The sequence below is a fragment of the Anaeromassilibacillus sp. An250 genome, from assembly GCF_002159845.1.
GTDB lineage: Bacteria > Bacillota > Clostridia > Oscillospirales > Acutalibacteraceae > Anaeromassilibacillus > Anaeromassilibacillus stercoravium.
The window spans coordinates 1-12,828 of record NZ_NFJK01000021.1; the positions used below are offsets into that span (position 1 = coordinate 1).

At 51.3% G+C, this 12,828-nt stretch carries 11 protein-coding genes and 1 pseudogene; 10 read left to right on the top strand and 2 right to left on the bottom strand.

What is annotated here, in order from left to right:
- A pseudogene (locus tag B5F54_RS17755) lies at positions 1–1,480 on the top strand (FIVAR domain-containing protein); the annotation flags it as partial.
- Between the two features lie 355 nt (positions 1,481–1,835).
- On the opposite strand, the gene B5F54_RS14780 reads toward B5F54_RS17755, so the two are convergent.
- Together B5F54_RS14780 and B5F54_RS14785 are read right to left on the bottom strand one after the other, a co-directional pair.
- On the bottom strand, positions 1,836–2,042 hold the full coding sequence (locus tag B5F54_RS14780) for a helix-turn-helix domain-containing protein (RefSeq protein ID WP_087235003.1): 207 nt from the start codon (positions 2,040–2,042) through the stop codon (positions 1,836–1,838).
- 589 nt (positions 2,043–2,631) lie between these two features.
- Positions 2,632–2,940, bottom strand: coding sequence for a helix-turn-helix domain-containing protein (locus tag B5F54_RS14785; RefSeq protein WP_087235004.1), 309 nt, complete (start codon positions 2,938–2,940; stop codon positions 2,632–2,634).
- 147 nt (positions 2,941–3,087) lie between these two features.
- Here B5F54_RS14785 and B5F54_RS14790 point away from each other — a divergent pair, with 147 nt between their 5' ends.
- The 9 genes from B5F54_RS14790 (at position 3,088) to B5F54_RS14830 (ending at position 12,825) form a co-directional block, all read left to right on the top strand.
- Positions 3,088–3,447 (top strand): helix-turn-helix domain-containing protein, encoded by a 360-nt coding sequence (locus tag B5F54_RS14790; protein WP_087235005.1) that lies wholly within the window; start codon positions 3,088–3,090, stop codon positions 3,445–3,447.
- Between the two features lie 411 nt (positions 3,448–3,858).
- Complete coding sequence (locus B5F54_RS14795; RefSeq protein WP_087235006.1) at positions 3,859–4,992, top strand: winged helix-turn-helix transcriptional regulator; 1,134 nt, start codon at positions 3,859–3,861, stop codon at positions 4,990–4,992.
- Positions 4,989–5,528 (top strand): hypothetical protein, encoded by a 540-nt coding sequence (locus B5F54_RS14800; RefSeq protein WP_087235007.1) that lies wholly within the window; start codon positions 4,989–4,991, stop codon positions 5,526–5,528. The genes B5F54_RS14795 and B5F54_RS14800 overlap by 4 nt, the downstream gene beginning before the upstream one ends.
- Before the next feature lie 205 nt (positions 5,529–5,733).
- Positions 5,734–6,111, top strand: coding sequence for a fimbrial protein (locus B5F54_RS14805; RefSeq protein ID WP_087235008.1), 378 nt, complete (start codon positions 5,734–5,736; stop codon positions 6,109–6,111).
- 36 nt (positions 6,112–6,147) lie between these two features.
- Complete coding sequence (locus tag B5F54_RS14810; protein WP_087235009.1) at positions 6,148–6,858, top strand: hypothetical protein; 711 nt, start codon at positions 6,148–6,150, stop codon at positions 6,856–6,858.
- A 14-nt stretch (positions 6,859–6,872) separates the two neighbouring features.
- Positions 6,873–7,796, top strand: coding sequence for a hypothetical protein (locus B5F54_RS14815; RefSeq protein WP_087235010.1), 924 nt, complete (start codon positions 6,873–6,875; stop codon positions 7,794–7,796).
- The gene (locus tag B5F54_RS14820) at positions 7,796–9,169 is read left to right on the top strand and encodes a C39 family peptidase (RefSeq protein WP_087235011.1); all 1,374 of its coding nucleotides are present in this window, start codon (positions 7,796–7,798) and stop codon (positions 9,167–9,169) included. The genes B5F54_RS14815 and B5F54_RS14820 overlap by 1 nt, the downstream gene beginning before the upstream one ends.
- A 24-nt stretch (positions 9,170–9,193) precedes the next feature.
- Positions 9,194–12,223, top strand: a complete 3,030-nt coding sequence (locus tag B5F54_RS14825) for a VirB4 family type IV secretion system protein (protein WP_087235012.1) — start codon at positions 9,194–9,196, stop codon at positions 12,221–12,223.
- A gap of 74 nt (positions 12,224–12,297) precedes the next feature.
- A complete protein-coding gene (locus B5F54_RS14830; RefSeq protein ID WP_087235013.1) occupies positions 12,298–12,825 on the top strand; it encodes a DUF5697 family protein in 528 nt (175 codons plus the stop codon).
- Positions 12,826–12,828: the final 3 nt, after the last annotated feature.

Genomic DNA, 12,828 nt, shown 5'->3' on the forward strand with positions numbered 1-12,828 from the left:
ACTGCCGAAGGAACCGCAGCTGCTGACGGTACAGTGGAGCGGCAACGCATCCATGAGCGTCGAGGGCAATGCGGAGGAAATCATCTCCACAGATGCGATCTATGGCGCAAAGGTGATGCCGGGCGAAGAGCTGACCTTCACCTTCACCCCGACGGACGGCGCGTTCTCCGGAGCGCAGCTCAACGGCGAGGACATCGAGTTTGCAGCGGACGGCTGCACGTACACCTTCACGATGCCGGGCGAGAGCGCGACCCTGCGCTTCACGTTCACGAACGTGGATAAGACCATCCTGGGCATCGTATTGGAAGAGGCCAACGCGGTGCCGCAGGACGTGATCGACAGCCTGGTGCCGTCTGCTAAGGAATTCTTCGAGAATGCCCTGGCAAAGGCACAGGAAGTCTATGACGATGCAGCCGCGACCGAAGCGGAAGTCAAAGAGGCGTGGAGCGACCTGCTGGATGCGATGCACCTCTTGGAATTCGAAGCGGGCGATAAGGAAACCCTGCTGCCGCTGATCAACATTGCAGAGCAGCTGAAAGACATGCTGGATCAGTTCAAGCCGGGCACGACCGAGGGCTTCGAGGAAGCGCTCAACGCGGCGAAGGACGTCTATGCCGAGGAGAACCCGCTGAAGGCGGACGTAGACGAGGCATATGACAACTTGCAGGCAGCGATCGACAAGCTGGAAATGCGTGCGGATATGTCCATCCTCCAGAACACGGTGGACGAGGCGAACGGCCTTGACCTGAACCTCTACATCGACGACGAAGCTATGGCGGCCTTCAAGACGGTGCTGGCAGAGGCGGAAGAACTGCTCGCGAATGCGAATGCAGAGCAGGCCGACGTGGATGCGAAGGCAGTGGAGCTGTCCAATGCAATGGCAGCCCTGCGCAAGATCCCGAACAAGGATGAGCTGAACAAGCTGATCGCCGAGATGGAGCAGAAGGATCTGGACGGCTACACCGACCGCAGCGTGGCAGCCTTTAAGGCGGCATTGAGCGTTGCGAAGACGGTTGCCGCGGATGCAAATGCAGACGAACAGGCGGTTGCAAAGGCATATACCAACCTGGAAGCTGCCGCGAATAACCTGGTCAAGGCGGAGAAGCCGAGCACGGGCAACAGCGGCAAGGGCAGCACGTCTGCCAATGCTGGCAACGCATATGGCGCAGCGGGCGTGGTATCCGCAGCGCAGGGCGTGACCAGCCAGAAGGCGTATGTGGTTTCCGACACGACGGTCAACTTCAATCTGAAGAGAGGCAGCGCATACTGCTTCAAGATGACGGTAGTCAACGGCAACGCCATGACGCCGAGCTTCACGGTCGGCAACGGCGATGTGCTGAAGACGCAGTTCGTGGCGAAGATCGGCAACGACTACTATTACAGAGTCTATGCCATCGGCACGCCGGGCCAGAGCACGGGCGTTTACACTACCCTGCCGGGCCAGAACGCGGTCAAGCATTGCACGGTTACGATTGCGTAATCGTGGACGAGACATCGAAATAAGAGGGAAGGCTTTTCCCTAATAAACAGCAAGGACCCAATCCTGAGAATCCTCAGGATTGGGTCCTTCTGTGTTTTATTCGTCTATTTTTTGCATGTGGTGGGACTGCGATGGTTGCCTTTATGAAGATTCTTGCCTTGCTTCTGTAGGGCTTCCCCTATGGAGCAGAAAGCAAACTCTTTTCCGTTTGCTTTCTTAGGGAACGCCGTAGGCGAGAGAGGCACTTTGTGCCCGCCGTAGGCGCGAAAAGACGCTGTGCGTCCGCGTCCTGACCGGAGGTCCGCGAAAAGACGCCGCGCGTCCGTGTGCCTGCGAAGGATGCTTTGCAGATTGTTTAAGCTTCATCGGGATGGTATGCGATGATGTCCGCAATATCGCATTCTAAAATACAGCAGAGTGTGTCCAGCGTCTTGAGCGTAATGTTTCTACCGTGTTTCATCCGGTGCAGGGTGTTCGCAGAAAAACCGAAATTGTAAATGAGCTGGTATTCCGTGATGTTTTTTCGAAACAGGGTCTGATAAAAGGGCTCATAGCTGATCATAAAATGCACCTCTGCTAGACCCTATCCTACCATACTCAATAGATTGACTATACCTAATATATTGAGTATAATGAAGATAAATAGAGACTATACAACACGTTTTAAGTCGATTTTAATCACAGATAAAAAAATCGGAACTATACAGAACCGGGTTTTTCATCAGGGGCTCAACCAGTTAGCAAACGAAGATGGTTAGAAGGCATGTATGGATGTACGGAACTTCTCTTACATATTTGCCTCTCAAAATATAAAACGAAAACAACATAGCGCAGGAGGACGTTTCGCCAGAAAAAATTGCCCATGGGAAACGGGCTCCTAAAAAGGTGTGCCAAAAAGTAGTCTGTCCACTCCTTTATTTAAAATCCCCCAAAGCGTCCGCTCAAAAATGGAAATTGCTCCGGCCGTTTGTGCGGGATGAAAGGCTGATGAATGGAACCTCCCCTGCGGGCGTCTGTAACCGGAAAATAAAAAAGGCGTTTCATAGGCCCGTCCGTCCATCAACGCGGTCGAGTACCGTATGAAACAGCCTTTGTTTCTATATACAATTTTTTGCTTTCTCATTTTTGGTGCAATTTCTGTTATTAGACCGTCATAGCTCCAGCCATTTTGCAAGTTGCAGGAGTACATGGGCCTGTTCCCCGTCGAGCTTCCGGACGGAAGCGATCAACTCCCGCTCATATGCAGAAGGATAGAGGACTTCCCGGTCTTCGTTAAAAAATTCCGGCAATGTTACCCCCAGTGCGTTGAGCAACCTTTCCAAAATCGCAACGGACGGTTGCGTGGACCCCTTCTCGATCGAATGAATATGGTTTTCCGATACACCCGTCTCTTTGGATAAGGCATAAACGCTCTTGCCTTTGCCTTCGCGTAGATTTTTGAAGCTTATGCCAATATCCATTTTTCGCCTCCAAATGCATTTTATGATACTCTATTATTATAGTATGAAAGGGACCCAAAATTAATACATATAGTGTTTAGGAAAATACAACTATATAGATGTGCTATTGAAGTGATTTTTCTTCACAAAAAATAAGGGGCGTTTATTATGATGAATCTAAATGAAGCACTTCGCATGTTGCGGCATCGCGCAGGATTGACCCAGAAACAGCTGGCCGATATGCTCGAACTGGACCGGTCCAGCTATACCTACTATGAAACCGGAAAAAGTACCCCAACCGTCCCGGCGTTCAAACGGATTTCCGACCTCTACGGCGTCTCCATGGACACCATGATGGGCGAAAGCCAGGAATCCCTGGTGCGGGCGATGGATGCCTCGCATCGGATGAAGGTGCTGGAGGAGGGCGGCCCAAGGGTCCGAAGGATCCTCTTGCAGGCGCATGGATTGGAACGCGAGGAAATGCGGGAGCTCGTTTGCGCGGTGCGGAATCTCTGGGAAAGCCGTTGACACATGGGGGGGCGGGTGTTGCGCTTTGCCGGGAAAACAGATATAATAATACCCACGGCAACCGGCGTTTGCGCCGGAAACGATTTCGATAAGAGAAGGGGTTCACATCCATGAAGTTGGGAATTGTAATTTGCGTTCTGAATTTCAAAAATCTCTAATTCTCTATAAAACCTCGCAAAGCCGCATGGCTACTGGGTTTTTGCTAATCTGATAAGTATAAACCACCATATTGCCCCATATAGCTCCATGCGAAAATGGTGTAAAAATGGTGTAGAGAGAAAATCCCTTGAAAAAAGCCAATGCAACTTTTTATGAGGATTAACACGATTTGGGGCCGATGCCTATTATGGCACCGGCCCCTGCTAATAAACCGGGAAATTTTCTCATTTCCCCTAATAAGGAGAGTCAACGATGCCAGAATATCAACTTGAAATCAAACAAATCGTGGATTACCCACGATGCCGGATCTACCGGCAATTTATACGAGCACTGATGGAAGACCGGAGCATTCGCGTAAGCGGCGGCTCCGGTCTTTTTTATTTTGTGGTGCTTTCCAGCTACGCCAACTTTCGCACTTCGTACCGGCGGTTGGATGGCATTAGCTATACTATTTACCCGGGCGAATGGATCTGCTGCTTATCTGAGATGCGCAGTTGGTTCCGGGTTCCCTTTCAAAAGCAGGTAATCTCCGTTTTGGATGAACTGCAAAAACAGCACCTCATTACTTATACCCTGCTGGGCCGGGGGAACATCGTCAAATTTCGGATTAAAGGCTGGCGCAAATACAACACTGTTTTAGATTATAATGCGCCCTGCCAGAAAGACAGCGGATTTTTCTTTCTGCCCATATCGGTGGCAACGGAGGTTGTCAGCACAGATCGATGCTCTGAGATGGACTGTCTGCTGGATCTGTGGATCAACACTATCTACAACGATGAGCAGGTACAGGGCTCAGATATAGGACCGGTGGTATATATGCGTAACGGCACCGGCAACCCATTGATTTCCTATTCTGAGCTTGCTGCCCGATGGGGTCTGTCAAAGGCTACTGTAGGACGCATGCTCAAACGCATGGAGAAAATGGGCTACATCTCGCTTGTTGCCTTCCCGGGGAATCGGGGCAGCGTTATTTATCTGCAAAACTATCTCTCCACCATGTTCCAGATATCGGATGTGATGATAGACAAAGAAGAGGTCGCCATGTCTCTTAATATCAAAATCACCTTGCCGGAAGAGCAGCCAGACGATGCCGGCGCGGAGCAGAACAGCGGTTCAAAAACGGCTTTTCGCGTTTCAAAATCCGCAGTGGAAATTATCGCTCAAAAAGTGGGGGAAATCCTTACAGCACAGGGTTTTTCCTGCTTCTCATGTCCCAAAGTTCAGTATAAGTTATATCCATTATCCGACGACTGCAAGGGTGTATTGAGGGGTACTGCCTCAAGTCAGCGACTTTTTCTCTGCGTTTCATGTAAAGATACCGAGCTTTTCCACTTTGAGCTTAATTTGATGCTCATTTCTCAACATACAGGAGGATCAAAACGATGAAAAAGAAGAACCAGGAATATGATGTCACTCAAAACCCGCTGTACCACGACACATGGAAGCTGCTGAGAAAATACCGTGATGTGGTCTGGTCGCTGGAGCTTTCGGTGCAGCAGGTTCGCAGTAAATTCCAGATTGAATATGGCAGCAGCATTGAGGATTTTTTGGAGTCCATCTACCTTGCCGGGGCAGATCTGTCCGGCAGTGAGATCGAGCACCATGCCCGCTGCATTGAGCGAAGCCACGAAATGCTCAAACTGATGGAAGCTGCGTTGGAGCTGCTGCGTGCCAAACACAAAAACGGCGAGAGTTATTACTGGATTTTATATTACTCTTTTCTTTCCCCGCAGCAGATGCGGAATGTGGAAGAAATCATTGAGAAACTGCGCCCCCACATTCGGGATATCAGCTATCGTACCTACTACCGCCGCCGAAAAGAGGCCATTGACGCCTTCAGTTCAATCCTTTGGGGGTATACCTCCGCAGATAGTTTCAAGATTTTGGAACAATTTTACCCAGACAAAGAAATTGGCATGTGAATGGCACTAAATCGGCAGAGCTTTGCTATTTCGCCGTAAATCATGATGTGCTACAATGGATATGCTCAATATTGTGCAAAAATCGAAAAGGACAGTAGGATGCACCTTCATTCGGGGGTGCTTTTTTGCTGCTTAAACGGCGTCCGATAGATTTGGACGCCGTTTCCTTTTCCGCCTGCAAATCAAAATTAGGAGGTATTTCGCATTGAAAAAGCTGAGGCAATTTTCTCACAAATCGGTTTCACCCGCCTGGGGCCGGCTCCTCTACACCCTGTTTTTGGTAATGACCCTTTCGATGGTCTTTGTCCAACCGGCTTTTGCAGCCGATACGATCTGGAGCAAGGCGTCTGAGATTATGCAGGATGTCTACAACCAGATCCTGCTCATTTCCACCATCGCAGCCATTGTGACCGCTTCAGTTGCGCTGTTGCTCATGAACTTTTCCCGCAGCGGCCGCACTGTAGACGAGAGCCGGGCCTGGCTCAAGAGAATTATTATAACTTGGGCAATTCTGAACAGCCTGGGTTTCATCATGTCGTATGTCGTCCCCTTCTTTGAGGGTGGCAAGTGGGTCGCATCATGACCTGATTTATAGCCCGCTGACGGAAGGAGTGATGATGTGGGTATTTTAGATGGAATTGTAGCTTGGATCGCAGAACAGGTGATGAATGGCCTTGATTTGATTACCACATCTGTCTTGGGCGCCTTGGGCTGCGATATGTCGGTGTTTCTCCGCTATTTCCCCGCAGCAGAGACCATGTACCAGGTCTTCGTGGCTCTGGGAGTCGGCCTTATCCTGCTCAACTGGGTGTGGCAGCTTTTCAAAAATTATGGACTGGGCATCGGGCTGGAGGCCGAAGATCCTCTGAAACTTTCCATCCGTTCGGTTCTGTTCCTTATGCTGGTACTGTTTGCCGATGAAATTGTAGCAATGATTATGACGATAGGCGGTACGCCCTATCAGTGGATTATAACCTCGGAGCTTCCGCCTCTTAATTTTGCGGACTTCAATTCAGTAGTCATTACCATCCTGGGTGTATGCGCCAGCGGCTCTGTTGCAATTATTGCATTGATCCTGCTGCTCATTTTGGCATGGAACTATATCAAACTGTTGTTTGAGGCGGCGGAACGGTATGTTTTACTGGGTGTACTGGTCTATACGGCGCCGGTCGCCTTTGCAATGGGATCTTCCCAGACCACCTCCAACATCTTCAAGTCATGGTGCAGGATGTTCGGAGGACAGGTTTTTCTTCTTCTAATGAACGCATGGTGTCTGCGGCTATTTGTAAGTATGGTAGGCGCGTTTATTTCCAATCCATTATCTTTGTAAAGGAGGCCGATTCCATGAAAAAGCATCGAAAACTTCTCATGCTGCTTGTCCTGTCGGTCATCTTCGTCTGCCTGTTTGCTACGCCGGCTTTTGCCATAACAGAGAGCGAGGTTCAGACGCAGGTGGATAGTGCAGGACGAGAGGCAGTTACTGGAAATCTGTTTATCTGGTTTCTGTGCGCCATTGCATTTCTCAAAGTATCCCAAAAAATCGACAGCTTTATGAGCAGTCTGGGGATCAATGTCGGTCACACCGGCGGCTCCATGATGGCTGAAGCCATTATTGCGGCCAAAAGCCTCGGTGCGGTCAAAGGAGCGGTCAGCGGTTTCCGGAGTGGCGGCCATACCCCATCAGGCGGTAAAAGCACCGGCACAGCGGTCGCTGCCGGTTTCATGTCAGGCGGTTTGGCCGGAGTTGTCAGCCGTCACTTTACCAGCGGCGCCGTCAAAAATGCAACTGGTGTTTCCGGCGGCGGTCTGGGTGGGATGCGCTTTGCTTCGTCGGTCAGTAAAGGCGGCGATTTTGCCAACCGCGTTATCGGCTCAGTGGCAAGGGGTAGTATCAGCACGATGGGGAGCATGACGGGTGCCAATGCAGAAGCTGCCCTGCTCTCCTACATGGGTTATGCCGGTATGGACGGCGAGGACATTCCGCATTACTCTGGTGTAGAGATCGGCGGCGGCCGCATCATGGGGACAGAAACGACAACTGATTACCCCAACGGCATCGCCTTTGGAATGTATAGCACAGAGCAGTACACCGCACCAAAGGGGGATTATACCACAGTCACCGCCGTAGACGGTTCCCAGTGGTACAAGCAGTATGCTGTTGATACCGTTGAAAAAACTCCCTATATGGCCCCGGATGGCTCGATTGCCTACAATGAGGCGATTACCAAGCGGTTGCCTGATCCACCCCGCAGAAAGGATAAAATCTGATGGCCGATGAAAACAGAAGTAGTTTGTCTGAGAGCCTTGAGCGAGGGGCTTCGGCGGCTAATACCATCCGTGGTGCTGCCAAGACCGGGAAGGCGATTGCCGGCGCCGCCAAAGGAGCAGCGGCCGGACCTTACGGCGCGGCTGCCGGGGCGCTTTGGGCGAGCAGGAAGCACCTTGGGAAGATTCTCTGTGCCATTTTGGCCTTATTGCTGCTGCCCGTCCTGTTTATCCTCATGCTGCCGGGCTTGATTTTTGGCGGCCTGATTAACGCTTTTACCCCGGATGACCCCACTTCCCCGATTTTGAATGACAGCGCCTACATAGCGGAAACTGCTCAGGAAATTTCATTTTGTGTCAACGGGGTGCTGTCTGAAGGTCTGGAGGATGTCTATGCCCGCATTGAGGACGATTTTGCCACCACCGACGGCGACGGTATGGAAGTCATCAATCCCTACGAAGCGGCTCCAGTCTATAATGTCAACCTCTTTATCTCACAGTATTGTGCGGCCAGGGATCAGGACTTTGAAAATATTTCGCTTTCGGATATGGAGCGCGTTCTGCGGGATGCAAAATCACAGCTTTACTCTTACACCCGAACCGAAGAAACGAGGACATCTACAATCACCGATGAGGAAACCGGTGAAGAGAAAACAGTTACAGAACAGTGGTTTATCTACAAAATAATCTATAACGGCGAGTCCTACTTTGCCGACAACATTTTTCATCTGAGTGATGAGCAAAAATCCCTTGCCGGTGACTATGCACAGAACTTGAGCCTGTTTTTAGGCGATGGTATGTTCCAAGGGCTTCTGCCGGATGAGTACAAAACGATTGTGGCGCTGGGCGATGTCCGCTTTACCGACGGACAAACCGAGGTCGTCTACTTCAATCAGCTGGATGAGCAGTATGCGAACGAACCCTATGGTACGGATAATATCGGCGGCTATGGCTGCGGTCCAACCGCAATGTCCATTGTGGTGTCTTCATTGACCGATAAAATCGTAGATCCGGTCGCTATGGCGCAATGGGCCTATGAGAACGGCTACTGGTGCAAAGGCAGCGGTTCCTACCATGCGCTGATACCCGGCGCCGCCGAAGCGTGGAAGCTGCCGGTAGAGGGCTGTACTGCTTCTGAGCCGCAGCGCATCGCAGACGCGCTTTCCGATGGCAAGCTGGTTGTGGCGATCATGGGGCCCGGCCATTTTACCAGCAGCGGCCATTTCATTGTGCTGCGCGGTGTAAAAGACGGAAAGATCCTTGTGGCAGATCCGGCAAGCTATAAGCGCAGCCAGCAGGAATGGGATCTCTCTATCATTGTTGATGAAGCAAGTAAACGGGCGGCAGCCGGAGGTCCTTTCTGGATTATCGGGTGAAGCCCACCGGAAAAGAGGCTACCTATGAATAACAAAAACGAACATGATACCTATATCATCCCGCCGAATTTCATTGACAGCGGCACCTTTTTCGGCGGGATGTTCAAGGCGAGAAACGCTATCGAAGCAGGGGCAGTCCTGCTGCTGGTGGGCGTACCGGTATTTTCTCTTGGCCTGTCCCTTACCGTAAAAATCATCATTCTGTGCCTGACCGCGTTGCCGCTGGCGCTGTTGGCATTGATTGGTGTGTCGGGCGAATCGCTGACCTCCTTTGCGTACATTTTTCTCTGTTATTTGAAAAAGCGCAGGGTAATCGGCTCTGTGTCTGAGGAAATCAAGCAGGAAAAACCGGGCCGGCACAAGAAAGCGGCTAAAGCTGCCCGCCATAAGGTCAAACCGGCCGCCAAGCAGCGGAGAGCAGAAGCAGACTTTCCCGCTGAGTTCAGTGAAGTGGGCCGCTACGCCCGCCGGCAGTCAATGCGGGATCGGCTGCCCCGTACCCGAAAAGAAAAGGCCAAACCGCAGCGGCACAGGCAAATTGAAAAAACACCCGACCCGCCTGCTTTTCTCAATCCGGTCGCGGAGTATTTGCCCATTGACCGGATTGAGAACGGCATCATCTATACGAAAGACCGGCGGTTTGTGAAGATTATCGAGATTGAACCTATCAACTTCCTTCTCCGCAGCGCCTGGGAGCAGAAGGGCATCATCTACTCCTTCATCTCCTATCTCAAGGTGGGTCCAATCAAAATTCAGTTTAAGGTGCTGACAAAAAGGGCGGATATCAACCGTCATCTGAAGACAGTTGAGACAGAACTGGAACAAGAAACAGACGAGGGCTGCCGGATGCTGCAGGAGGACTACCTCAAGTTGGTAAAGCAGATCGGTTCCAAAGAGGCCATTACCCGGCGCTTTTTCATTATCTTTGAGTATGAGCCATGGGCCGGCGCCCGGCGCGGAAATGAGGAGGCCGAAGCCATATCCGCTCTGCAAACCGCCACCCGTACAGCGGAAAACTATCTGCACCAGTGCGGCAACAAGGTCATATCGCCGGACAATGAAGACGAGTTTGCCGTAGAAGTGTTATACAACCTCCTGTGCCGCAGCCAGAGCGTCGTAGTTCCCATAGCAGAACGCGCACAGGCGGTTGTAGCAAAATACGTTGCAGCAGGGAAAGATGTGGATCGTATTCCTGTCAGTGAATTTTTTGCACCAGACAGCATTGATTTTACCCATGGCCGCTACATCCAAATCGACGGGGTGTACTACTCTTATCTGTTGATTCCCTCTGCCGGTTACAAATCCCAAGTGCCTGCCGGCTGGCTCAGTCTCATTGTCAATGCAGGCGAAGGGATTGATATGGATATGTTTCTTACCCGGCAGCCCAAGGAGCGCATCATTCAAAAGCTGGGCCAGCAGCTGCGCATCAACCGAAGCAAAATCAAGGAAACCTCGGATACCAACACTGACTTTGACAATCTGGATGACGCCATTCGCAGCGGATATTTTTTGAAGGATGGGTTGAGCAACAACGAGGATTTCTATTATCTGAACCTCCTGCTTACCATTACTGCCAGCAGTGTGGAAGAGCTGGAATGGCGCCAGGCCGAGATGAAAAAACTGCTTTTGTCACAGGATATGGATGTTGTCACCTGTTCTTTCCGTGAAGAGCAGGCTTTTTTATCGGCATTGCCTCTGGCAGTGTTAGAGAAAAAGCTCTATGAACGCTCTAAACGGAATGTCCTGACGCTGGGTGCGGCAAGCTGCTATCCCTTTACCTCTTATGAGCTCTGTGATGACAATGGCATTTTGTTCGGCACCAATAAATTCAACAACTCTCTTGTCATCATCGACATCTTCAATTCCCAGATCTACAAAAACAGCAACATGGCGATTCTGGGAACCAGCGGCGCAGGAAAGACCTTCACGCTTCAACTCATGGCCCTTCGGATGCGCCGCAAAGGTATCCAGGTGTTTATCCTGGCCCCCCTCAAGGGCCACGAAATGCACCGGGCCTGCACCAATATCGGCGGTGAGTTCATTCAGATATCCCCGGCATCCAAAAACTGCATCAATGTGATGGAGATCCGCCGAGTGGACAAGTCTGTGGATGACCTGTTGGACGGGCCGAGCATTGAGCGTTCGGAACTGGCTGCAAAAATCCAAAAGCTACATATCTTTTTTGCACTGCTGATACCAGACATGAGCCATGAGGAAAAACAGCTCCTCGATGAAGCGCTGATCAAAACCTATGCGCTCAAAGGAATCACCCACGACAACAGTTCGTTGGAGGATCCGGAAAACTATGCTGATCCCGGCTGTTATCGGGAGATGCCTGTTCTGGGGGATCTGTATGAAGTGCTGAAGCAGTCTGCCGAGACCAAGCGCCTTGCAAACATCCTAAACCGGATGGTCAACGGCTCCGCCTCCACCTTTAACCAACAGACCAATGTATCTCTGGAAAACAAATACACGGTACTCGACATTTCCGAGCTTTCCGGGGATCTGCTCACGGTAGGCATGTTCATCGTTTTGGATTTCATCTGGGACAAGGCCAAAGAGAACCGGACCCAGGAGAAGGCGATTTTCATCGACGAATGCTGGCAGCTCATCGGCGGCGCCGGCGGTATCAACGGCGCTGGCACCACTGGATCCCACCTCGCCGCCGAATATGTCCTGGAATTGTTCAAGACCATCCGTGGATACGGCGGCAGCGCCATCTGCGCGACTCAGGACCTCAACGACTTCTTCTCCCTTGATGAAGGTCGTTTTGGGAAAGGCATCATCAATAACAGCAAAACAAAAATCGTTCTCAACCTGGAAGATGAGGAGGCGCAGCGTGTCCAGTCGGTCATGCACCTCTCGGAAGCTGAGGTCATGGAGATTACCCATTTTGAACGCGGCTCCGGCCTCATCAATACCAATAACAACAATGTCACCGTGGAGTTCCGCTGCAGCCAGCTTGAAAAGGACCTCATTACCACAGACCGCCGTGAACTGCAGGAACTGATCCGCCGCGCCCAGCAAAAAGAGGACGATGCACCGCCGGCTTAATACGGCGCTAATACGCATTCATAATGTATACCGCGATAATACGGACTTAATACGCATTAGAAAGGAACAGAACCGTGAAAACAAGGGATCAAATTTACGGGCAGGAAGCAGCCCGCCTGCTGCGGGATGTAACAATGTACCGAGCGCTTACCAAGCCGCAGCTGCTTGCGCTGTACCCCGGAAAAAAAGAAAAAATCGCGGCGCTGCTCAACCATCTGGTCCGGCAAGGCCGTATTTTTTATGACAGCACCAACGATTGTTACCATGCCGATGCCGAGATGAAACAGGATGCCGGCATGATGGCTGCGGTCTGGGTTTTGATCGATTTCATTGAGGAAGTGGAGTTTCACTCCGTCAGCGATTACCCGGCCAAGCTGCTGTTTTTTGCCGGCGGCGAGGTGTACGAGGTCATCTATGTTCCGCTGAATCAGGAAGCCCTTATCAATCAGCTTTGGGTACAGAAGGAGGAACAGCCGCCCCGCCGCATTGTCCTTGTGGATATGCCTGAGCAGATCCCGCGCATCCATATCCCGGGCTGCAGCGGGTACTGCACGGTTTCCCCCGCCGGAAGCGTGACTTATTTTCAAAAAGAAGCGAATTGAGGT

Bases quoted from the DNA above. Each gene is read 5' to 3' on its own strand.
- B5F54_RS14780 (WP_087235003.1), bottom strand. From the start codon at position 2,042: ATGATCAGCTATGAGCCCTTTTATCAGACCCTGTTTCGAAAAAACATC.
- B5F54_RS14785 (WP_087235004.1), bottom strand. From the start codon at position 2,940: ATGGATATTGGCATAAGCTTCAAAAATCTACGCGAAGGCAAAGGCAAG.
- B5F54_RS14790 (WP_087235005.1), top strand. From the start codon at position 3,088: ATGATGAATCTAAATGAAGCACTTCGCATGTTGCGGCATCGCGCAGGA.
- B5F54_RS14795 (WP_087235006.1), top strand. From the start codon at position 3,859: ATGCCAGAATATCAACTTGAAATCAAACAAATCGTGGATTACCCACGA.
- B5F54_RS14800 (WP_087235007.1), top strand. From the start codon at position 4,989: ATGAAAAAGAAGAACCAGGAATATGATGTCACTCAAAACCCGCTGTAC.
- B5F54_RS14815 (WP_087235010.1), top strand. From the start codon at position 6,873: ATGAAAAAGCATCGAAAACTTCTCATGCTGCTTGTCCTGTCGGTCATC.
- B5F54_RS14820 (WP_087235011.1), top strand. From the start codon at position 7,796: ATGGCCGATGAAAACAGAAGTAGTTTGTCTGAGAGCCTTGAGCGAGGG.
- B5F54_RS14825 (WP_087235012.1), top strand. From the start codon at position 9,194: ATGAATAACAAAAACGAACATGATACCTATATCATCCCGCCGAATTTC.